Genomic DNA, 26,239 nt, shown 5'->3' with positions numbered 1-26,239 from the left:
CGCGTCCTGAAGGATTATTCAATTAACAACAGTTTACCGCGAAGTGGCAGGAGTACAAAGACGCGGCCCGCCTCATCGGTGAAATATGACTTTTCATGGTCGAACAGCTACGCTTAGCTCAGGGATAACGAATAAGGAATTACAAGCTATGACAAAGACTTACTTAAGATTTTTCCTGGCAGGCGGCCTGATAAGCCTGACCGCCTGCGCCCAGCCAACCGAAGTGCACCAGATGCGTCAGGAGGTGGGCACCTTAAATAAGGAAATGACAAAGCTTAGCGATCAAACGGTAAAACTCACCCAGCAGAACTCGCTCAACGCTAAGTCTACCACCGGCGTATATCTGCTGCCGGGATCGAATACGCCGGCGCGTCTGAACAGCCAGATTGGCAATCTGCAGATGTCATTGAGCAACGTGGCGGCAGAAGCAAACGGCACGCGTGCAACCCTTACCATTAAGGGCGAATCCAACAAGCCGCTGCCGGCGTTCACCGGCGAGATTGCATGGGGACAAATCCAGGGCACTACGGACAGCTATCAGGAGGTAAATGTCCAGACGCAGCGGTTCGCGGCTCCGGCGAGCATTCTGGCGCCAGGCGAAGTCACTCTTCCTCTGCGCCTGTCTGGCATTACGCCGGACCAGTTGGGCTTTGTACGCATTCACGATATTCAGCCGAACGTTCCGCAGGCTGAATAAACGCAGCGTCCCGCTGGCTGACCACAGGCAGGGCGCATCGCGCAGGCTTATCCGCCCTGCCGGGGAAGCTTACATTCCCTTTTCCAATGTCACTTAGTGACACCCATCACATTTACTTGTAACAACCAGACACTCATTTGCTTAATTTTTCGTGGCAGGTACAATCACGCCGTTTTTAATGTATGCAAACGTGAACGCAATCGATTACGTATGTGACGATAATGTGAAATGAAACATATTTTTGTGAGCAGGGATTTCTATAATAGGCGCGCCGATTAAAAACCAGGTCAATGGTTGATGGCTTCGGGTGACGACTCACCTCCTCCCCTCACGGGAATCATGTAAAACAGTGGCAAATAATATGAAAAAAATTATTCTGGCGGCCGGCACCGTTCTGGCGCTTTCAAGCTCTTTCTCCGCTAACGCGGAAGACACTAAAAGCAGCGAATATATCTCTGACTGGTGGCACCAGAGCGTAAACGTGGTAGGCAGCTATCACACCCGCTTCGGGCCGCAGATCCGCAACGATACCTATCTGGAATATGAAGCCTTCGCCAAAAAAGACTGGTTTGATTTCTACGGTTATCTGGATGCGCCGGTCTTCTTCGGCGGCAACACCGACGCGAAAGGTATCTGGAACCACGGCTCGCCACTGTTTACGGAAATCGAACCGCGCTTCTCCATTGATAAACTGACCGGCACCGATCTCAGCTTCGGGCCGTTCAAAGAATGGTTTATCGCCAACAACTATATCTACGACATGGGCCGCAACAAGTCCGGTCGTCAGAGCACCTGGTATATGGGTCTGGGCACCGATATCGACACCGGCCCTGCCAATGAGCCTGTCGATGAACGTGTACGCTAAGTACCAGTGGCAGAACTATGGCGCCTCCAACGAGAACGAGTGGGACGGCTACCGCTTCAAGGTGAAATACTTTGTGCCAATCACCTCCCTGTGGGGCGGCAACCTGAGCTACATCGGCTTCACCAACTTCGACTGGGGTTCAGATCTGGGCGATGACAGCTTCTACGACAACAACGGCCGTCATGCGCGCACCAGCGACTCTATCGCCTCCAGCCATATCCTGGCGCTGAACTACGATCACTGGCATTACTCGGTGGTGGCGCGTTACTGGCACAACGGCGGCCAGTGGAACGATGACGCCAGCCTGAACTTCGGCAACGGCGATTTCAGCGTGCGTTCTACCGGCTGGGGCGGTTACCTGGTTGTAGGCTATAACTTCTAAGATTTACCAGCTTGTCGGGCGGCGCGACGCCTGCCCGACATCCAAAACCCGAGTTTGTAGGGTGGATAAGCGGATACGCCATCCCCTGACTTACCGGATTCAAGCCAGCTTAACCGCTGGCTTTTTTACGTCTGCCCCTGGCATCAGGCGAAAAAAAACCGCAGCACGGCGGCTGCGGTTTTATCTCTGGCTAAACGGTTAAGGCAGAATGGACGGCTGATCCGCGCCTTCTTTTTCTACTTTCTGCTGCAGCATGTGCTCGCGCTTCATGCCCAGCTTCAGCGCCAGCGCGGACGCCACGTAGATAGAAGATGCCGTACCGATAGAAACGCCGATAAGCATGGTCAGCGAGAAGCCTTTAAGCATCGCGCCGCCGAACAGATACAGCATCAGAATCACCACTAAGGTGGTGCCGGAGGTGATCAAAGTCCTGTGCAGCGTCTGGGTTAACGACACGTTGAAGATTTCGTAAGGCGTTCCGCGGCGGATCTTGCGGAAGTTTTCACGAATACGGTCGGATACCACGATGCTGTCGTTAAGGGAGTAGCCGATAACCGACATCAAAGAGGCGACGATGGTTAGGTCCACTTCGATATGGAAAAGCGACAGTACGCCCATGGTGATGATGACGTCGTGCGCCAGGGCGATAACCACGCCGGCCGCCAGGCGCCATTCAAAGCGAAAACCGACGTACACCAGAATGGAGATCAGCGCGACCAGCAGCGCCATCGCCCCGTTCTGCGCAAGATCGGCGCCCACGCTCGGCCCCACGAACTCAATGCGTTTTACCGCCGCGTTCTGGCTGGTCGCGTCGTTAATCACGCTGACGACTTTGCTGCCCAGCACCTGGCCGCCGGTTTCGCCCTGAGCAGGCGGCATGCGCACCATAATGTCACGGCTGCTGCCGAAGTTCTGCACCAGCGGCTCGGCAAAGCCCGCTTTTTCCAGCGCTTCGCGCATCTGATCCAGATCGGCTGGTTTTTCCAGCGAGATTTCGATGACCGTACCGCCGGTAAAGTCCAGACCCCAGTTGAAGCCCTTCACGCCGATAATGACGACGGAAAGGATCAGCAGCAGGCCGGAGATGCCGAAAGCCCAGTAATCCCAGCGCATAAAGTCGTAGACTCTACGCCCGTGGTTTAATTGTTCAACAGTATATTCCTGTGCCACAACGCACTCCTCAGATAGACAGCTTGTTGATGCGTTTGCCGCCGTACAACAGGTTTACGATGGCACGGGTACCGACGATAGCGGTAAACATTGACGTCGCCACACCAATACCGGTCGTGATCGCAAAGCCTTTAATTGCCCCGGTGCCAACGGCATACAGGATGATGACCTTGATAAGCGTCGTAATGTTGGCATCGAAAATGGAGCTGAATGCGCCCTGATAGCCTTCATGGATGGCCTGCTGTACCGAACGTCCGTTACTAAGCTCTTCCTTAATACGTTCGTTAATCAGTACGTTAGCATCGACGGCTACGGCAAGGGTGAGCACTATCCCCGCAATACCCGGCATGGTCAGCGTCGCGCCCGGCAGCAGGGACATAATCCCGACTATCAGCACCAGGTTAACAAGAAGCGCCGAGGTCGCAATCAGGCCAAACTTCTTATAGAAGAAGAGCATAAAGATGATTGAGACCGCAAGGCCCGCCAGACAAGCTTCGAGGCCCTGCTTGATGTTTTCCATACCCAGCGTTGGGCCGATGGTGCGTTCTTCAACAATCTGAATAGGCGCGATCAGCGCACCGGCGCGCAGCAGCAAGGAGAGCTGGCGGGCTTCGTTCGGGTTGTTGATGCCGGTGATGCGGAAGCTGTTACCCAGCCGCGACTGAATGTTCGCCACGTTGATAACTTCTTCTTCTTTCACCAGAACCGCACGGCCGGTGGCGTCTTTCTTACCGCTGTCTTTGTACTCCACAAACAGGGTCGCCATCGGTTTACCGATATTGTCCTTGGTGAAGTTAGACATGATGTTGCCGCCGGCGCCGTCGAGGGAAATATTAACCTGCGGCTGGTTGTACTCATCGGTGCTGGAAGTGGAGTCGGTGATATGGTCGCCGGTGAGGATCACGCGCTTGTACATGACAATCGGCTGGCCTTCACGGGTTTGCTTCACTTCAGAATCACCCGGCACGCGGCCCGATGCGGCAGCGGATTGATCGACGCTGGTGTTAACCAAACGGAATTCAAGCGTCGCGGTTGCGCCCAGGATCTCTTTCGCACGCGCGGTGTCCTGAATACCAGGCAGCTCAACCACGATGCGATCGGAACCCTGACGCTGTACCAGCGGCTCAGCCACGCCCAGCTGGTTTACGCGGTTACGCAGGATATTGATGTTTTGCTGAACCGCGTACTCACGCGCTTCGCTCAAGCGTGCGTCGGACATCACGGCGCGCAGCGCGTTGCTGCCCTGGCTTGAGATAACCAGATCGCGATGGCGAGGGCTTAAGTAAGAAACGGCCGCATCGCGGGCCGCCCCGTCACGAAAGACCACGTTCACGCCGTAGTTATCGGCCTTACGCACGTTGGTGTAGACAATGCCTTTTTCACGCAGGTCGCTACGCAGGCCTTCAATGGTTTGTTCCTGCAGTTTGCTCAGCGCGGTATCCATGTCGACTTCCATCAGGAAGTGCACGCCGCCGCGCAGATCAAGGCCGAGCTTCATCGGTTCCGCAGCAATTTTTGTCAACCAGTATGGGGTTGCCGGAGCGAGGTTAAGCGCAACGACGTACTTGTCGCCCAATACGCTCATCAGCGCTTCGCGTGCGCGCAGCTGCGTATCGGTGGTGTCAAAGCGTGCAAGGATCGCACCCTCTTCCAGAGCCACAGACTTAGCGGTGATTTTTTGTTCTTTTAAGGTGTTCTGGACCTGGATCAGCGTTTGCTCACTGGCGGCGACGCCGCGCGCGCCAGTTAACTGAACTGCCGGATCCTCACCATATAGGTTGGGAAGTGCGTATAGCAGGCCGACGATGATCACGACGACCAGCATGATGTACTTCCACAAAGGATAGCGGTTTAACACGGTAGTTCCCTTAGGGAAAACGAAAATTACAGCGCCTTCATGGTGCCTTTCGGCAGAACGGCAGCTACGAAATCACGTTTGATGACCACTTCATTGGTATCGTTCAGCGCGATGGAGAGGTAGCCGGTATCAGCAACTTTCACTACGCGCCCTACCAGACCACCGGTCGTCAGCACTTCATCACCTTTAGCGATGGAGTCCATCAGCTTCTTGTGCTCTTTAGTACGTTTTTGCTGCGGACGCAGGATCATGAAGTAGAAGATCAGGCCAAAGACCACCAGCATCAGGATCAAAGAGTACGGGCTGCCCTGCGCTGGAGCACCAGTTGCCGCTACCGCATCAGAAATGAAAAAGCTCATTAAAATTCCCTCATTATTAAATTAATCAACGTTCAAAGGTGGAACTGGTTTACCTGTGCGCTCGTAAAAATCACTCACGAAGTGCTCTAATTTACCCTCTTCAATGGCCTTGCGTAAACCAGCCATTAAACGCTGGTAATAGCGCAGGTTATGAATGGTGTTGAGCCGTGCGCCGAGTATTTCGTTGCAACGGTCAAGATGATGCAAGTAGGCACGTGAATAATTGCGACACGTATAGCAATCACACTCAGGATCGAGCGTTGAAGTGTCATCCTTATGCTTCGCATTGCGGATTTTCACCACGCCGTCGGTGACGAAAAGGTGACCGTTACGCGCGTTACGAGTCGGCATTACGCAGTCGAACATATCAATACCGCGACGTACGCCTTCGACCAGGTCTTCCGGTTTCCCTACGCCCATCAGGTAACGTGGCTTGTCAGCAGGGATCTGCGGGCAGACGTGCTCCAGAATGCGGTGCATATCTTCTTTAGGTTCGCCTACAGCCAGGCCGCCGACAGCGTAGCCATCAAAGCCTATCTCTACCAGACCTTTTACCGAGATATCTCGTAAATCTTCGTAAACGCTGCCCTGAATAATACCGAACAGCGCGTTTTTATTGCCAAGAGAATCAAAGCGATCGCGGCTGCGCTTCGCCCAGCGCAGGGACATTTCCATGGAGCGCTTCGCGTAATCCCAGTCCGCCGGGTACGGCGTGCATTCGTCAAAGATCATAACGATATCGGAACCGAGATCGTATTGAATTTCCATAGATTTTTCTGGATCGAGGAAAATCGCATCGCCGTTGATCGGGTTGCGGAAATGCACGCCCGCCTCGGTAATCTTGCGAATGTCGCCAAGGCTGAACACCTGGAAACCGCCGGAGTCGGTCAGAATCGGGCCTTTCCACTGCATAAAGTCGTGCAGGTCGCCGTGCAGCTTCATGATTTCCTGGCCCGGACGCAGCCACAGGTGGAAGGTGTTGCCGAGGATGATTTGCGCCCCGGTGTCCTGGACTTCTTCCGGCGTCATCCCTTTTACGGTGCCGTAAGTGCCGACAGGCATGAAAGCCGGGGTTTCAACTACGCCGCGGTCAAACACCAGGCGGCCGCGGCGTGCGCGACCGTCGGTGGTATCTAATTCAAATTTCACATTTCCTCCAGCATCAGAGAGACAGTCTGATGATTAAGACAAAAACGCCGTCGGGTTAGCCGGCGGCGCGCAATAAGGGGGTTAAGCGCCCGGGCGCTCGTTAATCGCCTGCGGATTGTACGTGATATACATCGCATCGCCGTAGCTAAAAAAACGATATTCGGCGTTAATCGCGGCCTGATAGGCCCGCATGGTGTGTTTGTAGCCGGCGAAAGCGGAAACCAGCATGATAAGCGTCGATTCCGGCAGGTGGAAGTTGGTCACCAGCGCGTCGATAACCTTGTACTGATAGCCCGGATAGATAAAGATTTGCGTATCGCCGAAAAAAGGTTCGATCAGATCGCTCTTCGCGGCCTGGGCTGCGCTTTCCAGCGAGCGAACGGAGGTGGTGCCTACCGCGATAACTTTATTACCGCGCGCTTTACAGGGCCAGCACGGCGTCCACCACCTCCTGCGGCACTTCCGCGTATTCGGAATGCATGATGTGGTCTTCGATGCTGTCTACCCGCACCGGCTGGAAAGTGCCCGCCCCAACGTGCAGCGTCACGAACGCCTGCTCGATGCCCTTGTTGCGCAGCGCTTCAAGCAGCGGTTCGTCAAAATGCAGACCGGCGGTCGGAGCCGCTACGGCGCCGGGTTTCTGGCTATAAACGGTCTGATACAGCTCGCGGTCCGCGTCTTCATCCGGACGGTCGATATACGGCGGCAGCGGCATATGGCCGATGCTGTTAAGGATATCCAGCACGCTGCGCTCGTCTTCAAACCGCACTTCGAACAGGGCGTCGTGGCGCGCAACCATGGTGGCGTGTACGCTTTCATCATCGCCCAGCAGCAGTTCAGCACCCAGCTTAGGCGCTTTGGAAGCGCGAATATGCGCGAGGATACGCTTGTCATCGAGCATGCGCTCCACCAGCACTTCAATCCTGCCGCCGCTGGCTTTGCGGCCAAAGAGGCGCGCGGGAATGACGCGGGTATTATTAAAGACCAGCAGATCGCCCGGGTTGAGCTTAGCGAGCAGATCGGTGAAAGTGCCATGCGTTAAATCACCCGTCGGCCCGTCAAGCGACAGCAAACGGCACGCGCTGCGGCTTGCCTGCGGATAGTGAGCGATCAGGGATTCAGGTAATTCAAAGGAGAAATCGGCAACACGCATGGCTTAAAAACTCAGACTCAAAAAGTGGCGGTACAGTCTAGTGCCAGGGGACATTCCCTGCAACCGGTAAGCCGCCATAAAGCTCAATACGGATAAAGTAATTTATGAATTTTCTCGCCCATTTGCACCTTGCAAGCCTTGCCCGCAGTTCGCTGCTGGGCAACCTGCTGGCAGATTTCGTCCGCGGTAATCCGGATGACAGCTTCGCGCCCGATATAGTGGCGGGTATTTATATGCATCGCCGCGTAGACGCGTTGACCGATGGGCTTCCCGAAGTGACGACGGCCAAAGGGTGGTTTCGTCCCGAAACGCGCCGCGTCTCGCCGATTACGCTCGACGTGATGTGGGACCATTTCCTCTCGCGCCACTGGTCGACGCTCAGCCCGCACATCGAGCTTGCAGACTTTATCGCCCACGCCCGGGCGAACATTGAACCGCACCTGCCGGACACGCCGCCGCGCTTTATTAACCTGAACAACTATCTGTGGGAAGAGCGCTGGCTTGAGCGATACAGCGATATGGCTTTTATTGCCAACGTTCTCAACGGCATGGCTTCGCGTAGACCAAAACTTGACGCTTTGCGAGCCTCCTGGCAGGACCTTGAGGATCATTACGAGCCGCTCGAAGAGCTGTTCTGGCAGTTTTACCCGCGAATGATGCTGCTGGCGGAACAAAAAAGTTTGTAAGCCATCGCAAACCGCGTATTAACTTCTTGCCCTTTGCTAAAAAAGGGCTATTTTGTCCAGCCGGTTTGCAAACATTCGATTTTTGATAGGTGAATCCTATCTGATTAATCGGCGCAGCGCGCTTGAGTTGCACAGATCACAACCCCTATACTCCCCCCCGTTGCGTTAACATTCACTTTTAAAAATTAACAGGAGTACATATGGTCCTGGTTACTCGTCCAGCCCCAGATTTTACCGCAGCTGCCGTACTTGGCAGTGGCGAAATCGTTGAAAACTTCAACTTCAAAGCACACACCAACGGTAAAGCAACCGTTGTGTTCTTCTGGCCTATGGACTTCACCTTCGTTTGCCCGTCTGAGCTGATCGCGTTCGACAAGCGTTACGAAGAGTTCCAGAAACGTGGCGTAGAAGTCGTTGGTGTATCTTTTGACTCCGAGTTCGTTCACAACGCATGGCGTAAAACCCCTGTTGAAAACGGCGGCATCGGCGAAGTGAAATACGCGATGGTTGCTGACGTTAAGCGTGAAATCCAGAAAGCTTACGGCATCGAACATCCGGAAGCGGGCGTTGCGCTGCGCGGCTCCTTCCTGATCGACAAAGCCGGTATCGTGCGCCACCAGGTTGTTAACGACCTGCCGCTGGGCCGTAACATCGACGAAATGCTGCGCATGGTTGACGCGCTGCAGTTCCACGAAGAGCACGGCGAAGTGTGCCCGGCGCAGTGGGAAAAAGGGAAAGAAGGCATGAACGCGTCTCCGGACGGCGTTGCTAAGTACCTGAGCGAAAACGTAGCTAAGCTGTAATCGCTAAAGCAAGTTTTAAAAAAGGCCGCGCAAGCGGCCTTTTTGTTTTTCCAGAACCGATATCCAGCAAAAAATTACAGGCTGCGCCACACCGCCGCCGAAACGCCCGGCAGCGACAGCTCGCGATTATCCAGCTTCGCTTCGCCTTCATGCTGCGTCCAGGCTTTGCCGCTAAGCAGCGGATTCCACGGTAGCGTTATCTCTGCCGCCTCGCCCCGATTAATCGCCACCAGCACGCGCTCGTTCTGGTAGACGCGCACGAACACCACCACGTCGCCTTCGGCATACGCCACCTGACATCCGCCCTGCCGCAGCGCCCTGCTCTGACGACGGAGCTTGCCCAGCCGCTGATAGAGCGCCAGCAGATCCAGATCCTGATCGCGTTTGTTCCACGGGAAAGGCTTGCGGCAGAACGGATCGTTAAAACCGTCCAGCCCGACTTCATCCCCATAGTAAACGCACGGCACGCCCGGCCAGCAGTACAGCCAGACAACCGCCAGCGGCAGACGGGCTACATCCTCGCCGAGGATCGACTTAAAGCGCGCCGTATCGTGGCTGTCGAGCTGGTTGAACATGCGCAGCTGCTGCTGATGAGACAGGCTCGCCCGGTAATTATCCATCCACGCCATACAGGTTTGCGCGTCGATGTGCTGCGGATCGTAGGAGATATCCGTGTTGGCCAGAAAGCCCCACACCGGGAAGGTAAAGCCGCGATAGTTCATCGCCGCGTCTTCGGCATCCACCTGTAGCCACTGGCGCGCGTCGCCGAAATGCTCGCCCAGCATATAGGCGTCCGCTTTGGTTTCCTTCGCCGCTTTGGTAATGCCGCTGACGTGCAGCAGGTTATTCTTCGCCCCGCCCTCTTCGCCCAGCATATGCACCACGTCCAGCCGCCAGCCGTCCATGCCCCAGGGTTCGCGCAGCCAGTGGCGAACCACGCTATCCTCGCCCTGGTAAATCTCTTCAACTAACGATGCAGAACGGTAATCCAGCTTTGGCAGGCTGGAGTAGCCCAGCCAGTCCAGCGCGCGCCCTTCTTCGGAGAAGCTGTAAAAATCACGCCACGGCGATGCCGGGTTATTGCAGGCGCCGGCCTGCGCCTGCTGGTTGCGGTCAAACCACGGATGCGTATCCCCGCTGTGGTTAAATACGCCGTCAAGCACCAGGCGCATCCCCTGCTGCTGCGTATTCTTACGCAGGCGCAAAAGCGCATGGTCGCCGCCGAACTGGGCGTCAACGTGGCGATAATCCTGCGTATCGTATTTATGTACGCTGGGCGCGGTAAATACCGGGTTGAGATAGAGCGCCGTGATGCCGAGCTTCTTCAGGTAGGGCAGCTTTTCGCTGATGCCGTCCAGATCGCCGCCGTAAAACGTCGAACCGCCCGCCTCGCCGCTTAGCGGCTCATCCCAGTCGCGCAGAATAATTTCGCGTTTCGCAGCGTGGTGATAGTAAATCTGGTCCTGTCCGGCTTTACGCGGCTGGCTGCGGGCAAAGCGGTCCGGGAAGATCTGATAGAACACCTGGTCCTGCACCCACTGCGGCCCTTCATCGGGCGCGTCAAAGGCAAACTGTTCCAGCCGAGCCGGGGGAATCAGGCTGAAGCCCTGCGGCGTAAACCAGCGCTGCTTATCAAGCCACAGCAGCTTAAAAGCGTAGCGGCGGCGCGGCTGGCCGGAGTTCAGATCGATAGCTCCGCTCCAGGCGACAACGCCCTCGTAAGGCGCATTTTTCTGCCGCGTCATGGCGACCGACGTTTCTTCGTTATCTTTTTCGCAGCGCAGCACCACGCGCTCAGGCAGATCGTCGCCTGCCAGCCAAAGGGTGATATGCAGCTTCTCTTTGCGAGTTTGTACGAATGGCGCAACCGGAAGGTGCCAGGCGTTCAACATAGTAACTTCCCCGTGTCTTAAAATTGACGCCACCTTGCCACAGCCGGTAGCTGCGTCACTCCCCATTCTCATTTAATTTGGGGGAGGAAAGCGGGGGTGGAGAAATAACGTTAGCTATAAAGCCAGGAACCCGCCAGAGGGAAGCGGGTAGCTTTGCGCCACACCGGACTAAGGTTCTGAGACCCTTAGATTCCAGCGGTAACCAACATAAAATAATTCGGTTATTTTTCTTATTTATTAACCTGTTAATGCATGAATAACTAACGGTTTGCATAAAACTGCGAGGGAGGTTACGCAGCTCCGCATCGCTCAGGTTACCGTGTTTCTCCCTGGCCGCCTTCATGCCTGCGGTCTCACCCAGCGTGATGATGCTCATCTGCCCGTTAATCTGGCTGAGTACCTGCTCCTCCTTCAGGCGCTGCTGCTCTTTTTCCTTGTCAAAGATGGGCGCAATGCTGCCATTGGCGTGGAGGCTATTATCACGCTGGCTGAAAGCGTCAGGTCATGACCCGCCTGCGATGCTGCCATCCAGACCACTGCCGCGCATGGGATCATCACCAGGATCATTAGCACAAGTCGTCGGCGAACAGCCCAGCATATTATTCTCAGCTGAGAAAAATTCTCAGTCAGAAGTTGTCACAACTGAAGCCCCGGAGCTAAAAAACCCGTCGTTATACCGTGGGTTACATCCGCGACTGGAAGACGTATAAAAAGGCTACCGCCATCACGCTTAAGGGCGGCTGGCTGGATGATGCGGGATTCAGGGCCGGCATACCGCTGAAGGTGCGGGTGATGCACGACTGTCTGGTGCTCACCGCTCAGGAGCCGCTCCCGGCTCCGCCGCCCGAGCCGGAGATCATGCAGATCCTGCGCAGGGTCTGTAAGTTCTCCGCCCGCAAGCAAAAACAGGTTACTGAGCTGATCGAAGTGATCAGTAAGCCGCAGCGGTAAGACGTTAACTGTCTGGCATATAAAGTAAAATCCCGGTGCAGTGGCCGGGATTTAGTTCATTTAATAATCAGAGTAATATGTGATTTGATAAGTATCGCCCAATTCTAGCTGAAGTAATTTAGCTAACTCTCTACCATCTCTAATAAAATTTAATTCATCTTCCTTTGTCTCAAAGCCTGATGCTGCTGGGTCTTCATCATTGAATATTGAGTCATATTTTTCTGACCAATTATCAAGTCGTTCCTTTAGCTCCTCAGAAAGGGGTAAGCTTTCCGGATCAATATTACCGACTTCTCCAGGAGAATTTTCCCATAGTGGAAATGAGTAATAATCCGCCATTAACTTTATCATTTTCATTTTACTCTCCCGGCAGGATTAGCACCTACCATAAAACCATTACTAGATACAGTAATTGCGAGGCGATGAATTTCACCATTTATAACTGTTTCATATATTGGACGGCCCGTTCCTTTTCCTTGATATCCAACAATTTTTCCTTCCGCAACAGCTTTCATTACCACGCCAGGTATTTGTGTTTCAGATACACCTATATTAGCAAAGTCTTTTGCGTGTTCTCCAGTGATGTGCTGCAATCCGGCCTTACTATTACCAGTTTCAAGAAAGACAATTTTCCCATCCGCGTTTTTGGCAACCTGTACAATATTTTCAGGAGTGTATTTTATTCCTTGAGATGTCATTTCTTTAAGTAATGATGCTTTTGTATTAGCATCTATACTTATATTTCCCAGTTTACTTGCCGCAGCACTACCTAACATAGGCGTCACCGAAGCAACGATGATATCCATTCCTTGCTTGGTTTCTGCATAACTCTGAGCAGTCTGGCGATCCACACCCAGCACATCCATTGCATACTGTGTCAGTGCATCCGTCACCTGCTGCTGATTCTGCGCATCAACGCTGGTGATATTCAGCAGGTTCACTATCTGGCCGTAAGCATCCGCGTACTGCTGGCTGGCTTTCGAGTTATAGTTGCCGGTGTTCTCGTACTCGCCTTTGGCGGCGATAACCTCCAGTCGCGCACTCGCACAGGCCGCGCTCCCTGCCGCACCGTTACCGCAGGCGTCGATAACCTTCTTATCGCTGGTGATATCTTTTTCACGCAGTTCATCGTATTTCTGCTGCGCTTTCTCCCGCTCTGCCGGGTCTTTGCTGTTGAGTTTCTGTTTCGCTATCTCAAGCTCTGTCTTCTCCGACACGCTCAGCCAGTTATTCTCAACAACAACTTTATCCATTGCAGATTGCCTGGACGAAATCTGTTTTCCCTGTACTTTCTGTTGTTATAACCATTTTTCTCGCTGTGTTTCCGGCGTAACAACTTTTTGCCCTGATGCGCCTTTTCAGCCTGTTACACTATTTCCCCCAAATCTGTTAAAGAACAGCTCCCAACACACTATGCCCATAATCCTTCCATGCAGTCATAGACAATATTCCCTGGGCGATAGCTTCTAATTATTCAGAGGGTAAGCTTTGGAAAAATCATTGTACGTCTCATAAAGATGATAAAATTTTGCACTAGGATCATTTTTCAGTTCTTCATATCTTTTCATTAGTTTTTTGAATAAACCCTCTGGTACAGGATAAGGATCTGTCTCATTTTTTGCACAATAAAAGTAGAACAGCGCCTTTTCAAGCTCTGCAAGAGTTATATTTTCTGCATTACCTGTCAAATACTCAAAGGCGTAAGGCCACTGTTCTGACAACAATAAGAAATTCAGTGCTGAACCTTTAATGAAAACACCATCAATGTTATTTGAATTAAGTATTTTTTTACAAAATGACAGACAGCATTCCGAATCTTTAACTAATAAATCACTGAGACACTCTAACGCATCATCCTCTGGATCGTTAAAAGAGTTAGCCTCTACATAGCCATTAGCTAGGTAACTTTCTAAACCTTCAATATCCTTTTCGGTACTATTCACATTTATCATTTGAATGCTCCCGTATTAACAGTTGAAAGTCTTTTCGTGCCATCAGGTAATATTGTCCATGTAGCATAAACCCTTACGTTACCGTTAGGCCCTGATACAACAATAGATGTTTGTCTATTTGAAGACGTAGCACCCTGTGCTGAGTCCAGTAACTTATCCATTATCTTGCTGTTATTACTGGCAGTATTCACTATACCTGCTTGTTCTAATACACGAGCCATATCTTGAGAACGCTCAATATTATGGATTTGTTTTTCTAACACTTCCATCCTTTTAGCATTACTTGGATCTTTTGCAAATTCTTTTTGGCTGCTAATTTTTGCATGTTTTAAAGAGTTATATTCTGTTTGCAAAGATTCCAAGTCACCAGAGGCTTTACCACGCATATATAGTTCAATCTTATCGACAGGTATTTTAGCATCACCTTTTACAGCTGTGATGTGATTTTTCCCATTTGCATCTGGGAGTGAGCTAACCTCGAAACTATTAGACAACCGTTGTTTACCAGCCAGAACCTCTATCTTACTGGCCGCAGCAGCACCTATTACTGGTGCCATCGAAGCCGCTACAACCTTCATTCCATCATAAGTTTCAACGTATGACTTTGCTGTCGCCTTATCGACACCAAACTGCACCATGGCATAGTTCACCATCGCATTCTTCACCTGCTGTTGATTTTGTGCATCAACGCTGGTGATATTCAGCAGGTTCACTATCTGGCCGTAAGCATCCGCATATTGCTGGCTGGCTTTCGAGTTATAGTTGCCGGTGTTCTCGTACTCGCCTTTGGCGGCGATAACCTCCAGTCGCGCACTCGCACAGGCAGCGCTCCCTGCCGCACCGTTACCGCAGGCGTCGATAACCTTCTTATCGCTGGTGATATCTTTTTCACGCAGTTCATCGTATTTCTGCTGCGCTTTCTCCCGCTCTGCCGGATCTTTACTGTTGAGTTTCTGTTTCGCTATCTCAAGCTCCGTCTTCTCCTGCACGCTCAGATAGTTATTCTCAACCGCATTCTTCCCGGCCACGGCACCGGCACCTGCCGCCTCTGTACTGTTACCGCTCAGGCCTCCGGCTATCCCCGCTGCTATCGTTGCCAGCGTGCTGATTTGCTGGCGTTCCTGCTCGCTCAGGTTATCAGTTTTACCACCGTAGTAGTTACTGATGATGTACTGCGCTGCCGCCTCACCGCTGAACGCCCCTGCCGCTCCCGCTGCGGCACTGTTCCCGCCCAGCTGGGCTGCCAGTGCGCCCCACACCGCATGCGTCATCAGGTTCGCTTCCCGGTTATCCCCGGTGGCATGCCTGATGGCCTGCGCCATCGCCGGACTGAGCCCCCCTGCCAGCGCCTGGCCGAAGTTGTCCGCATTCAGCCCGCCCAGTATGCCCGTGATGGCCCTGCACCACCATCTGCGGCGTGCTGCCCGTGCCGTACCCCTTCACGGTATCTCTGTATTCCTGAGTGTTGCGCAGCTCCGCATCGCTCAGGTTACCGTGTTTCTCCCTGGCCGCCTTCATGCCTGCGGTCTCACCCAGCGTGATGACGATGTTGCTCATCTGCCCGTTAATCTGGCTGAGGACCTGCGCCTCCTTCAGGCGCTGCTGCTCTTTTTCCTTGTCAAAGATGGGCGCAATGCTGCCGTTGGCATGGAGGCTATTATCACGCTGGCTGAAAGCGTCAGGTCATGACCCGACTGCGGTGCTGCCATCCAGACCACTGCCGCGCATGGGATCATCACCAGGATTATTAGTACAAGTCGTCGGCGAACAGCCCAGCACATTATTCTCAGCTGAGAAAAATTCTAAGTCAGAAGTTGTCACAACTGAAGTGCCGGAACTAAAAACCCGCCGTTAAACCGTAGGTTACATCCGCGACTGGGAGACGCATAAAAAGGCCACCGCCATCACGCTTAAGGGCGGCTGGCTGGCTGATGCAGGATTTGAGACCGGGACGCCGCTTAAAGTACATGTGATGCCCGGTTGTCTGGTACTTACGGCTCAGGAGCCTGTCGTTATTCCTCCACTGCCGCCGGAGCCGGAGGTCATGCTGACGCTGAGGAAGGTCTGTAAACTCCCGCTCCACAGGCAGCGGCAGGGCACTGATTTTATTGAGATGGTCATGGCGAAGAAGCCCCCGCTATCGGGAAGTTGAGTTGATAACTACCTGACAGGTAAAAGGATCCCGGCTTGATGGCCGGGATCCTTTATGTGAGATATATTAATTTGTTAGTTCATCTACTAATTTAGATATTTGATCTCGCAATTGATCTTCATCTAATTCATAGTCCTCTCTATCCAGTTCAGGATTATATAGATCAGCCAAGCAAAATATGCTTGATAAGCATTCGCTTAGTTTTTCTTCATCTTTCAATATAAGGCCTGAATCCCGTTCGATTCTCCATAACTCACTATAAGCCTCGGCAAAAACCGTGCCATTAATTCTTCCTCGAACAAATGACTTAGCAAACTCCAGAACAACAAAGCTCATCGTAACACCCCATTTTTAATATAATTTTCATACTGTGGCGTACCTGGTGTTAATTTGAACCCAGTGACAAAACCACCTGATTTATCTAGAACAACAGCATTATTAGTATTTGAATTAAAGTAAACCTTTGAATCTTTAACAAAACCGTAAGTTCCCTTCTCTGCTGTAGCAATATCTTCCATATGACTTTCAATTGCTGAGGCATACTGTTTTAGTGTTGCTGGATTTTTCTTCGTTGTCTCTATACCAAAATCAATAGCATGTTTGAATTTCTTATCCAGTTGTTTTTGAGATATCTCTGTTAATGCATTTTTAACGGGACTCGCTGTTTCTTTTATAACAAGCTTTCCTAATTTACCTAATAAGGCCAAAGCTCGCTCCGCCGGTAATGACGATAATACAGCTAACGCATAATCCCCAGTAGTTTCGGCCTGAAGCAATGCCATTACGGTATCTGACCCAGGATTTTTTTCCAGAATGGCTTTAATGACATCTTCTGGTAGATCACCTTTGCGGTAATGATCCCTGATAGCCTGTTTTTCCTGAGCAGTCAGTGAGCCATCAGTTGCAAGCTGCTCTTCTAATGTTCCTGCTCCTTCAAAATACTTCGCACCTTGGCTACCAAATATGTCTCCAAGGCTACTCAGCGCATTATTCTCAACCGCATTCTTCCCGGCCACGGCACCGGCACCTGCCGCCTCCGTGCTGTTACCGCTCAGGCCTCCGGCTATCCCCGCTGCTATCGTTGCCAGCGTGCTGATTTGCTGGCGTTCCTGCTCGCTCAGGTTATCAGTTTTACCACCGTAGTAGTTACTGATGATGTACTGCGCTGCCGCCTCACCGCTGAACGCCCCTGCCGCTCCCGCTGCGGCACTGTTCCCGCCCAGCTGGGCCGCCAGTGCGCCCCACACCGCATGCGCCATCAGGTTCGCTTCCCGGTTATCCCCGGTGGCATGCCTGATGGCCTGCGCCATCGCCGGACTGAGACCGCCCGCCAGCGCCTGGCCGAAGTTGTCCGCATTCAGCCCGCCCAGTATGCCCGTGATGGCCTGCACCACCATCTGCGGCGTGCTGCCCGTGCCGTACCCCTTCACGGTATCTCGGTATTCCTGAGTGTTGCGCAGCTCCGCATCGCTCAGGTTATCGTGTTTCTCCCTGGCCGCCTTCATGCCTGCGGTCTCACCCAGCGTGATGACAATGTTGCTCATCTGCCCGTTAATCTGGCTGAGGACCTGCGCCTCCTTCAGGCGCTGCTGCTCTTTTTCCTTGTCAAAGATGGGCGCAATGCTGCCGTTGGCATGTTCCACATCCCGGCTCAGCTCAGCCACGTCCTGCCGCTGATTTTCCTTGTCCCGGATAACAATGCTGCCACCGCTGATGGCCGACGACGTGGTGCCTTCCGCATGGCCCTGACTGCCGGACATACCAGTGAAAGCATTCGCCGCATTCGCCATCGCATTCCCTGCAGCCATCTGGCTGGCTGACATGCCCGATGCACCGGAGACGCTGATGCCGGTATGGCTGGTTTTATAGTCCGCTTCGTTGTGGATATCCGTCCAGCCGAGCGTTCCGGTATCGAGCCTGTTTTTGTCTGCCGTTGCCGTGGAGGCAATCACCGCGCCATCCAGCTGGGTATGGTTCCCCACGGTGACATCAAACCCGCCTTTACCAGCGTAAATCCCGCTCTGCTCCTGCACGGAATCGTAATTACTTTTGATTTTGTCCTTGCTCGCACTGACGTACGCGCTGCCGCCTCCGCCACCAAATGTGAAGCTGCCGCCAGCCGCCACGCTGCTCTGTTTGCTGTCGTAACGGTCACTGTCCTGCAGGCTGGAGAGGGTGAGGTTGTTACCCACATCTGCCGTCACTTTCTCTCCGTTGACCTGAGCCCCGCTCAGGGTGGTGTCACGCCCGCTGGTAATGGCGACGTTACGGCCTGCATCAAGGGTGGTCTCAGTCCAGGTGGTGCCGTTCCCCTTTTCACTCCCTTTGGAGCCATTTATGCTGGCAAAAATACTCAGGCCACCACCGTTTGTGCCCCCGCCAAAGCTGACGCCCGCACCACCGCCCTTACTGCTGTTTTTACCGGTGGTCTGCTGCGTATTGGCTGCGGCGCTTAAAAGAACATCGTTCTGCGCATCCAGCGTCAGATCGTTGCCCGCCTTCACCTGGCTGCCCGCAATCAGGATATCGCCGCTGTTGCCGTTGCCCTGATTTTTGCCGGTGGCAGTAATGGACACATTGTTACCGGCGCTGATGCCCGACCCTGACGCCATATCGTGCTGGTATTTCGATTCGGATTTCGACTGTTGATGATTCAGCGAGATGCTGACTCCTATGCCGTTATTCGGGTCCGCGCTCTGCTGCTGTAGCCCGTGATTTGCTCCAGCCTGCACGCCGGACAGAATAGCCTGGGTCCCTTTCAGTGCGCCGAGGCGGCTGTCACTGCTTTCTTTCGCCTCCCGTGCGGAGGAAACCGCTGAATTAATGGCCTCGCCCACCGCCCCCGACAGAGCCAGCGTTATCCCGGTAGATTTCTGCTCAAACTTCTCTTTAACCGAACGTTTGTCATGACCTGGATCGATAATCACGCTGTCGCCGGTGATACTGATGTCCCGGCTGGCAACCACATCTGAACCGCTGATGCGTGCCTGATTGTCTGCGGTGATGCTGACGCTGCCGGTTGTTGAACCCACGGTCGAGGCGCTCTGGCTCTGCGTCGTGCCAGCTTCGCGCCTGTCATGAGTGCTCCTGCTGCTGCCGACGGTGATACCAATCCCGCCGGTACCCATCAGACCGGACTTCTTCGTTTCTTTAAAGCGCCAGGAAGTGTCCGTATCGGTGGCTGCGGTAATCGAGACATCGTTACCCGCGACAAGCGCCACGTCACGGTCAGCCACCACATCCGACCCCTTAACCTTCAGATCGTTACCTGCACTGACGGTGACGCTGTTCCCGGAAAGCAGCGTGCCTTTCTCGCTTGTGTTGCTGTCTTCGTTAATGGTGTGGGTGGTCTTTTTACTGAAGAAACCGCCGCTTTTTTTCTTCTCTTCTTTATAGTGATAGTCACTTTCAGTTGCGGTGGTGAGCGTCACGTCACGCCCGGCGTTCAGTCCAATATCGCCTCCGGCCACAACTTCAGAAGCCTCCGCAGTGACATCCCGACCGGCAATAATGGTGGTATCCCCCCCGCTGAGAATCTCTGTTCCCTGCTGGCGGACGGATTCCGTGTTTTCCTTTTTCTTACTGGATTTGTAGCTGCTCCCTGCCGTGGTTTCCTGCGCCAGCAGATTCACGTCGCGCCCGGCCTGCATCGCGACATCATTTTCTGCGGCAAGACCCGCCGCCTGGCTGGTGATGTCCCGGCCTGCGGCTAATGTCAGGTCACCGCCGCTGCTGACGGTGGTGCGGGCAATATCCGTGCCGTGGGTTTCGCTTTTGCCCCGGCTGGCGCTTTCGCCGGTCTGCGCGGCGTTAAGGTTCAGGTCGTTGCCCGCCACCAGGGTCGCGTTGCCGCCCGCATTCACCGCGCTGGCTGAAAGCGTCAGGTCGTTGCCCGCCTGCATGCCCAGGCTGCCGCCTGCGGTAATGGTGCTGCCGCTTTGGGTCACAGATCCTTTGCTGGTTGCCTCCAGGCCCCGGAAGCCCGACTGGCTGTAGCTGCCGGTCACCTGGTTCGCCGTGACCGCAATATCGCCCCAGGCGTCCATCAGCAGGTTGCCACCGGCCGCAACATTTGCGCCGGTGATACTGATGTCCCGGCCCGCGCTCAGGCTCAGCGAGTCAAGCGCGGTAATTGAGGCGGTGTTGCCCAGCGTGGTGCCGGACATGCCGGCGTGGCCATATTTGCCTCCGCCGTCGAGGCTCCACCTCTCCGCCAGCGTGATGTTACTGATGCTGCCGTCCAGGCTCTCAAGCGCGACGGTTTTGCCGGCGATGGTCGAGCCGATATTATTGATATCACCCAGCGCGCTCAGCTGCAGGTTACCGCCCGCGTTCATCAGGCCGCCGTTCAGGTTGCTGATGCTGTTCCGGCTGTCGAGGCTCAGGCTATTGTTCGCGGTCAGGGTGCTGCCGCTGTTGGTAATATTGCCGCCGCTGAGGCTGACGTTATTACCGGCGATCACGCTGCCGTTGTTCACCGTCACGTCTTTCGGCGAGAGGTAAACTTTCGGGATCATCACCGTCTGGCCGTTGATGGTTGCGGCTTCCCACCACAGGATGCTGTGGTCAAGCGCCGCAATCTGTCCGGCGGTGAGCGACACGCCAAACTGCAGGCCCAGCGCCTGCTGCGCGCCGGCCGCGTTATCCATCAGGTACTGCATCTGCTCAAGATCGGAACCGATACCGTTGATGTAGCGCGTCCCGGTCTGGTTGAGGATGACATTATTCACATAGCGGGTGTCAAACGCCGCATCGCCGAGGAAGCGGTAGTCCTTGTCCGGGTTCAGGCTGAGGCGGTCCAGCATATACGACGAGCCAAGGAACTGACTGACGTTGGTGTACTGGCTGCCCGTCTCGCGTGGGGCTGCACCCGGGTTCATGCCGAGCAGCTTATACAGATCGCCAAACAGCGACGGATCGAGCTGGCCGAGGCCATCGAGTTTTGGGTTAACGGTGATCAGATACGGGCTGTCCGGATCGGTGGACGGCACAAAATAGCCGTTGTTGCCGGATGGCAGGGGATAGTTGCCATCCATGCCGCCTGGAGCCAGCCCCGTGCCGCCGCCGATTGCCTGGCTGGCGGTTGTGTCTTTCCAGTCCGGACCTGTAATGGCTTGGGTTCCGGCGTCTGCAAGTGCCTGCTGGCTTGCGCCGCCGCCGATGCTTTGCGCTGAAGGCGTGTTGAGGTTCGGCTTTGTGATGGTGTTGCTGATTTTGCCCGCGTTGGCGGTAGTATTGGTGTTACTGATATCGCTGGCAAAATTGGCGATAACGTTGCCACCAGCCTGAATGACAGCTCTGTAAGTCTCGCCCTGAACCTCATTAACTTCGTTATCTGAAAGAGTATACAGGAACCATATATCCTCTGGTTTCGGTACCCAGTTTGAATTAAATCCAGCCGAGTCAAATTCATATGTCTGCCAGACTTCATAAAATTTATTTTGATATGACTTATTTTCGAAAACTTTCCCACGGAGATTAATATCACCGTTCGCTAATATGAAAGATGCATTGTTAAAAAGATAATCAGCCTCAATGTTTATCTTGCCAGCAGACATGATTCGGGACACATTGCCCGTAGCAACGGCCTGCTCAGTGTTACTCTCAAGCAGATAACGTTTTGTGCGAGTTGTATCATCAATGTAGACATAAAGTTTTGGAGCAGGCCCCGCATTCCCACCACCCACCAACACCTCATATTCTGGGTGCCACTCTTCGTTTGCCCAGACTTTTATCGAGTTGCCATCCAGGTCAGGTATCTGGTCACGATAATCATTTTTTGAGCTGATAAATTCAATTTTTTGATATGAATTTTCGAGCCTCCCGGTCTTAATGGTGATATCGCCATTGGTGGTTTCGATATTCCCGGAGGTATTAATCACCTCGGCGTTCGCCGTGCCGCTGGCATCTTTCTGCATCACCAGGTTATTGCCCGCCAGCATATCGCCGCGCAGGTTCTGGATGCTGTTGGCAAACAGCGAGAGGTTGTTGTCCGCATACAGCAGGGCGGTGTTGATAATCGCCCCGGCCGCCGTTAACGCCAGGCTGCCCGCCGTGCCGGTAAAACCATCCAGGTTAATATTGCCCCGGCTGGTCAGGCTGACGTCCCCGCCTGCCTGCAGGCTGCCGCTGGCGTTCATCGCAATCTGGCTGCCGCTCAACGCCGTGGTGCCGCTGCCTGCGGTCAGTTGCCCGTTGTTGGTCAGCTTGCCCGCCGCGTTCAGCGTGATGCCGTTGCCCTGCAATGTGGCTCCGTTGGTGATATCGCCCTGGCTGCTGATGGCCAGCTGCCTGTTCGCGGCGATAACGCCCTGGGTGGTAAAGCCCTTGGTGAGCTTCAGCGTCAGGTTGCGGAGCGCCACCAGCTGGGCCTGCGCCGCTAAGCGAGATCATTTCGGCAAGCATATCTCCACCGCTGAACACCTTCCCGCCCGCGTTGTTGAGGCTGTTCCCCTTGAGCGTCAAACCCTGATTGCCCAGCAGCGTGCCGCTATTGGTCACAGTCTGCGTGTTGACGTTCAACTGTGCGGCCTGGAAGGTACCGCCGTTGGTCAGGCTGTTACCAGTAAGCGTCACCTGGTTTGCCGCCATCACGGTGCCGTTGCTGGCAAGCTTCGCCACGTTCAGCACCAGGTTCGTGGCCTGTAGCCAGCCGCTACCGCTGTAGTCTGGCGTGATGAAACTCAGATTGCCGCCAGAGAGAATTTTGCCGCCGTTGCGGGCCTGCGTTGCCGCGCTGAGCGTGGTTGTACCGTTGCCCTGAATAGTGCCGTCGTTGGTCAGCACGGGCGCGGTGAGGCTTAATGCGTTCTGGCTGAGCAGCACGCCGCTGGCCTGGTTGGTCAGGGCATTCAGCAGGGTGAGCTTCAGGCCGCTGTCGCCCTGCACGCGTCCGCTGTTGGTGAGTGAGCTGGCACTGAGTTGAGTATTCGCCCCCTGAAGCTGCCCGCTGTTGCTGACGTCTTTAGCGTTGACGTTAAGCAGCCCGCCGGTCAGCATTTTGCCCTGCTGTTGCAGGTTACCGCTGAGCGCGACATTCAGGCCGTTAACGCCACTGATTTCGCCGCCGTTGCTGAGTGAATCGCCTTTCACCTCCAGCGTTTTCGCACTGATCAGACCCTGATTACTCAATGCCTTACCAGTCAGGCGGGCGTCGCCCAGGGCGGTGATTTTGCTGCCGGTGGCGGCGATAACGTCGCCGCTCAGGGTCAGGGCTAAATCGAGCGCGCTCTGAATCGCACCGCTGTTGTTCAGGCTACTGCCGTCTAAGGTGATGTTCTGCCCCTGAAGCCGACCGCTGTTGGTCACGTCTCCCGCGCTCAGCGTCAGTGATTTCTGGCTCAGCAGGTCTCCGCTGTTGCTCAGCGCGCCGGTGCTGTTCAGGGTCACGCCGTTCAGGCCAATAACCGCTCCTCTGTTGTCGATGCTGTTCTGGCGCAGTGAAAGCGTATTGCCCTGAAGCTTGCCGTCGCTGGTGAAGGTCATTCCGGCGAGCGACATTTCACCTGACGAGAGGATGCTGCCGTGGTTGGTCAGAAGGGGCGCGTTCAGCCCGACATTGCCCTGGCTCATCAGATCGCCATTGTTGAGCAAAGCGGAGCCCAGCGTAGCGTTGAGATTGCCGGTTGCCAGCACGGAGCCGTTGTTGGTCCAGCTATCTGCCTGAGCGGTGAGGTTCTGCCCCTGCGTGGTCCCGGCAGTATTCAGCGTTTTACCGCTGAGAGAGAGGTCGCCCGCCGTCAGCCAGCGCCCGTTGCTCCCCTGCGAGAGCGTATCCCCGGCAAGCGTCAGCGCCCCGGTTCCCTGCAACAGGCCGTCGCCATTCAGCGTGGTTGCTTTAACGTTCAGCGTGTCAGCGATGATTTTGCCAGGATTGCTGAGGGAGCCAGAGCTTAGCGTTAAACCGTTGTCGCTGGTGATAAGCCCGCTATTGCGGATGTCCGGAATAGCCAGCGTCAGATTTGCGGCGCTGTAGAGGGTGCCATTCTGCTGGTTGTCCAGCTTTTGTGCGCCAATCAGCAATGCGCTTTCGCCCTGCATCAGGCCGCTGTTGGTGAGGGTTTGCAACTGAGTATTCAGGGTGGAAGCCACGAGCACGCCGCTGTTGGTCAGCTCTGGCGCACTGAGGCTAAGCGATGCCGCGCTGCTTTTGCCGCTGTGGGTGAGCTTTTCGCGAGCGTTAACCGTCATGGATTTTTGTGCCGCATGCGTTCCCGACAGAATGGCTTCCCGCACGCTGAGGCTGAGATTATTGCCGCTCTGAAGCTGTACGCTCGCCGCTGTGGAAAGCCTGTCGCCCTGCAGCTGGAGATCGCCACCCGCGCTGGTTTCGCCATCCAGCGTCGCCGTGGCGGTATTCAGCGTCATGGCGGCGTCACTGTGCGTCACCGAATTTTTGCCGGAGGCCAGGGTCTGCGCATTGACCGTCAGCCCTTTACCGCCGGACAGCACGCCGTTCTGCGCTACATCCTGCGCCTTCAGCGCCAAAGCATCGTCGCTCACCAGCGAGCCTGTATTGATCAGCTTCCCGCTGGCGGTGATGTCCGCTTTGCCCTTCGCGCCGGTGCTGCCGCTTTGGGTAAAATCTTTCGTATTGACGGTCAGGCTGCCGCCGCTCAGTAGGGAACCCGAGTTGCTGAGCATGGAGCTGCCCACGCTCAGGGAAGCCCCCTGAACGGAGCCGCTGTTATTCAACGTGCTGGAATTCAGCTGAGCACTGTTATGCGCCAGCAGCTTGCCGCCCTGCGTCAGGGTGTTGCTGCTTACCGCCAGCTTTTGCCCGGCGGTCATCTGCCCCTGCGTGTTCAGCGTATCGCTGGCTTTAGCCGCGATATTGCGGGCAGCGTTAATCTGGCTGGAGGCATCCTGGCTGATGTTTTTCGCGGTAAGCGTCGCATCGCGTCCGGCGGTCAGCTTTTCATTGGCGTACGAAATCGTGCCGCTGGCGTTCAGTACCAGGTCGCCATCGCTATTCAGCGAGCCGTTGCTCAGGGCAATGTCGCCCTTGCTGCTCAGCGTCATATTGCCGCCAGCTTTGTGATCGCCCGTCAGAGCGAGGCTTTCACCTTTGGCGGACAGCGCCCCGCTGGCAAGGCTGTTTTTCACCGCAAGCCTGCCGCTGGCATCAAGGGTGATGTCGCCCTGCCGCGCATTCAGGTTGCCCAGGTTAACGCCTACGCCTTTGTCGCTGGATACCAGGCGAATACGGTTGGCGTACATGCCGCCGAGCGCGCCGGTATCGACCGCAACGACCGGTGCTGCGCCTTCCCCGGCTATTGCCGTGGCGTTACCGCTGGCATCAACCCGGTTCGCCCCGGCGATCACCTTTAAGTCTCTGGCGTGGATCTCCGCATTCACTTCCGTGGCGCGGGCGATAATCGACAGCGCGTCCGTCTGGCTGGCGTCCAGGCCCTGGCCTTCAATGGTGATGGCGCCCTTTTTCACGTCCACCGCCAGCAGGTTACCGGCCGCATCAAAGACCGGTTTGCCGGTGGTCAGGGTGACGTTCGGCGTATTGATAAAGCCGCAGCCGTTGCAGGTGATGCCGTACGGGTTGGCGACCATCACGTTCGCCGCTTTGCCCGCCACTTCGGTGAACCCCTGCAGCTGCGAGCGGTTGCCGCCGTTAACTTCGTTAATGATGCCCCGCGCTTCCCGGCCCGCTTTCAGGTTCGGGTTGTTCTGGATTAAGCCGCCGAGCTGCGTCTGGTTAAGCTGCCCGGTGGCGTTATTGAGGATAATGCCCTCTTTGCCGACGTTGTAATCTTTGAACTGATTATGGGAAATCCCCGCCCCGTTCGGCGTGGCGATATTCACCACCGGCACGCCGTTTCCCGCCTTGTCGATTTGCGTGCCCGGCGCGGACGGCGTAAGGGTTGCGGCTACGGCAGGCAGTAAGGGCTGGGTTGCCAGCATGGCGCTGATGGCCCAGCTCAAAAGACGGTGATGCAGGCGGATCGGGGGCTGTTGATTATCCATAATCCAGGTTCCTTAAATCACAAACGCAATGCGGCAGTAAACGCTGACGTGGTCCGGCGCCAGCCAGTCGGAGATTTCACCGACTCGATCGTGAAGGTAACGAGGAGCTAGTCATATTCCGAAATGAACAGGAAATTAATCACAGTTAATGGCAGGCAACAATAAGCAGGGGATTATTTAAGATAATTCCAA

15 protein-coding genes and 5 pseudogenes are annotated in these 26,239 nt (G+C 54.8%); 7 read left to right on the top strand and 13 right to left on the bottom strand.

The window, feature by feature from the left end:
- Nucleotides 1-148 precede the first annotated feature (148 nt).
- Both WLO32_RS04725 and WLO32_RS04720 read left to right on the top strand, forming a co-directional pair.
- Nucleotides 149-697 (top strand): DUF3251 domain-containing protein, encoded by a 549-nt coding sequence (locus WLO32_RS04725; protein ID WP_435947360.1) that lies wholly within the window; start codon nt 149-151, stop codon nt 695-697.
- A 361-nt stretch (nt 698-1,058) separates the two neighbouring features.
- Nucleotides 1,059-1,944, top strand: a pseudogene (locus tag WLO32_RS04720) (nucleoside-specific channel-forming protein Tsx).
- A 198-nt stretch (nt 1,945-2,142) separates the two neighbouring features.
- Here WLO32_RS04720 and secF read toward each other — a convergent pair.
- From secF to queA, 5 genes and pseudogenes are all read right to left on the bottom strand, one after another.
- Nucleotides 2,143-3,114 (bottom strand): protein translocase subunit SecF, encoded by a 972-nt coding sequence (secF, locus tag WLO32_RS04715; protein WP_435947359.1) that lies wholly within the window; start codon nt 3,112-3,114, stop codon nt 2,143-2,145.
- A gap of 10 nt (nt 3,115-3,124) precedes the next feature.
- Nucleotides 3,125-4,972 (bottom strand): protein translocase subunit SecD, encoded by a 1,848-nt coding sequence (gene secD, locus WLO32_RS04710; protein WP_435947358.1) that lies wholly within the window; start codon nt 4,970-4,972, stop codon nt 3,125-3,127.
- A 26-nt stretch (nt 4,973-4,998) separates the two neighbouring features.
- Nucleotides 4,999-5,331: a preprotein translocase subunit YajC gene (gene yajC, locus WLO32_RS04705; protein WP_121265305.1), complete on the bottom strand. Its 333-nt coding sequence runs from the start codon at nt 5,329-5,331 to the stop codon at nt 4,999-5,001.
- Nucleotides 5,332-5,352: 21 nt separating this feature from the next.
- Complete coding sequence (gene tgt / locus WLO32_RS04700; RefSeq protein WP_435947357.1) at nt 5,353-6,480, bottom strand: tRNA guanosine(34) transglycosylase Tgt; 1,128 nt, start codon at nt 6,478-6,480, stop codon at nt 5,353-5,355.
- Nucleotides 6,481-6,561: 81 nt separating this feature from the next.
- Nucleotides 6,562-7,633 (bottom strand): annotated as a pseudogene (gene queA / locus WLO32_RS04695) (tRNA preQ1(34) S-adenosylmethionine ribosyltransferase-isomerase QueA).
- Between the two features lie 104 nt (nt 7,634-7,737).
- Here queA and acpH point away from each other — a divergent pair.
- Together acpH and WLO32_RS04685 are read left to right on the top strand one after the other, a co-directional pair.
- The gene (gene acpH / locus WLO32_RS04690) at nt 7,738-8,319 is read left to right on the top strand and encodes an ACP phosphodiesterase (protein ID WP_435947356.1); all 582 of its coding nucleotides are present in this window, start codon (nt 7,738-7,740) and stop codon (nt 8,317-8,319) included.
- A 200-nt stretch (nt 8,320-8,519) separates the two neighbouring features.
- Complete coding sequence (locus WLO32_RS04685; RefSeq protein WP_121265297.1) at nt 8,520-9,122, top strand: peroxiredoxin C; 603 nt, start codon at nt 8,520-8,522, stop codon at nt 9,120-9,122.
- A 74-nt stretch (nt 9,123-9,196) separates the two neighbouring features.
- On the opposite strand, the gene malZ is transcribed toward WLO32_RS04685, so the two are convergent.
- A complete protein-coding gene (gene malZ / locus WLO32_RS04680; protein WP_435947355.1) occupies nt 9,197-11,014 on the bottom strand; it encodes a maltodextrin glucosidase in 1,818 nt (605 codons plus the stop codon).
- 678 nt (nt 11,015-11,692) lie between these two features.
- Between malZ and WLO32_RS04675 the strand changes: the two genes are divergently transcribed.
- Nucleotides 11,693-11,965 carry a SymE family type I addiction module toxin gene (locus WLO32_RS04675; RefSeq protein WP_435947354.1) on the top strand — a complete coding sequence of 91 codons (273 nt, stop codon included), beginning with the start codon at nt 11,693-11,695 and terminating at the stop codon, nt 11,963-11,965.
- A gap of 60 nt (nt 11,966-12,025) precedes the next feature.
- Here the strand turns inward: WLO32_RS04675 and WLO32_RS04670 are convergent, their stop codons facing one another.
- From WLO32_RS04670 to WLO32_RS04655, 4 genes and pseudogenes are all read right to left on the bottom strand, one after another.
- Complete coding sequence (locus tag WLO32_RS04670) at nt 12,026-12,322, bottom strand: hypothetical protein (protein WP_435947353.1); 297 nt, start codon at nt 12,320-12,322, stop codon at nt 12,026-12,028.
- 374 nt (nt 12,323-12,696) lie between these two features.
- Nucleotides 12,697-13,212, bottom strand: a pseudogene (locus WLO32_RS04665) (DUF6862 domain-containing protein); the annotation flags it as partial.
- Between the two features lie 219 nt (nt 13,213-13,431).
- Complete coding sequence (locus tag WLO32_RS04660) at nt 13,432-13,917, bottom strand: hypothetical protein (RefSeq protein ID WP_435947352.1); 486 nt, start codon at nt 13,915-13,917, stop codon at nt 13,432-13,434.
- Nucleotides 13,914-15,239: a VENN motif pre-toxin domain-containing protein gene (locus WLO32_RS04655; protein ID WP_435947351.1), complete on the bottom strand. Its 1,326-nt coding sequence runs from the start codon at nt 15,237-15,239 to the stop codon at nt 13,914-13,916. Before WLO32_RS04655 ends, WLO32_RS04660 begins: the two co-directional genes overlap by 4 nt.
- On the opposite strand from WLO32_RS04655, the gene WLO32_RS04650 reads away from it, so the two are divergent.
- On the top strand, nt 15,226-15,606 hold the full coding sequence (locus WLO32_RS04650) for a hypothetical protein (protein ID WP_435947350.1): 381 nt from the start codon (nt 15,226-15,228) through the stop codon (nt 15,604-15,606). The genes WLO32_RS04655 and WLO32_RS04650 overlap by 14 nt on opposite strands.
- 178 nt (nt 15,607-15,784) lie before the next feature.
- Nucleotides 15,785-16,069, top strand: a complete 285-nt coding sequence (locus tag WLO32_RS04645; RefSeq protein ID WP_435948244.1) for a SymE family type I addiction module toxin — start codon at nt 15,785-15,787, stop codon at nt 16,067-16,069.
- A gap of 66 nt (nt 16,070-16,135) precedes the next feature.
- On the opposite strand, the gene WLO32_RS04640 is transcribed toward WLO32_RS04645, so the two are convergent.
- From WLO32_RS04640 to WLO32_RS04630, 3 genes and pseudogenes are all read right to left on the bottom strand, one after another.
- Nucleotides 16,136-16,405, bottom strand: coding sequence for a colicin immunity domain-containing protein (locus tag WLO32_RS04640; protein ID WP_435947349.1), 270 nt, complete (start codon nt 16,403-16,405; stop codon nt 16,136-16,138).
- Nucleotides 16,402-16,629: pseudogene (locus WLO32_RS04635) on the bottom strand (colicin D domain-containing protein); the annotation flags it as partial. The pseudogene WLO32_RS04635 and the gene WLO32_RS04640, both read right to left, overlap by 4 nt.
- A 417-nt stretch (nt 16,630-17,046) precedes the next feature.
- Nucleotides 17,047-25,984, bottom strand: a pseudogene (locus WLO32_RS04630) (hemagglutinin repeat-containing protein); the annotation flags it as partial.
- Nucleotides 25,985-26,239: the final 255 nt, after the last annotated feature.

The organism is Dryocola mayonis (assembly GCF_051307045.1).
Taxonomy (GTDB): Bacteria; Pseudomonadota; Gammaproteobacteria; order Enterobacterales; family Enterobacteriaceae; genus Dryocola.
The sequence above is the reverse complement of the archived record's forward strand: the minus strand, read 5'-3'. Positions and strand labels throughout refer to the sequence as shown.

Bases quoted from the DNA above. Each gene is read 5' to 3' on its own strand.
- WLO32_RS04725 (WP_435947360.1), top strand. From the start codon at position 149: ATGACAAAGACTTACTTAAGATTTTTCCTGGCAGGCGGCCTGATAAGC.
- yajC (WP_121265305.1), bottom strand. From the start codon at position 5,331: ATGAGCTTTTTCATTTCTGATGCGGTAGCGGCAACTGGTGCTCCAGCG.
- acpH (WP_435947356.1), top strand. From the start codon at position 7,738: ATGAATTTTCTCGCCCATTTGCACCTTGCAAGCCTTGCCCGCAGTTCG.
- WLO32_RS04685 (WP_121265297.1), top strand. From the start codon at position 8,520: ATGGTCCTGGTTACTCGTCCAGCCCCAGATTTTACCGCAGCTGCCGTA.
- malZ (WP_435947355.1), bottom strand. From the start codon at position 11,014: ATGTTGAACGCCTGGCACCTTCCGGTTGCGCCATTCGTACAAACTCGC.
- WLO32_RS04670 (WP_435947353.1), bottom strand. From the start codon at position 12,322: ATGAAAATGATAAAGTTAATGGCGGATTATTACTCATTTCCACTATGG.
- WLO32_RS04660 (WP_435947352.1), bottom strand. From the start codon at position 13,917: ATGATAAATGTGAATAGTACCGAAAAGGATATTGAAGGTTTAGAAAGT.
- WLO32_RS04650 (WP_435947350.1), top strand. From the start codon at position 15,226: ATGGCCTGCGCCATCGCCGGACTGAGCCCCCCTGCCAGCGCCTGGCCG.
- WLO32_RS04655 (WP_435947351.1), bottom strand. From the start codon at position 15,239: ATGGCGCAGGCCATCAGGCATGCCACCGGGGATAACCGGGAAGCGAAC.
- WLO32_RS04640 (WP_435947349.1), bottom strand. From the start codon at position 16,405: ATGAGCTTTGTTGTTCTGGAGTTTGCTAAGTCATTTGTTCGAGGAAGA.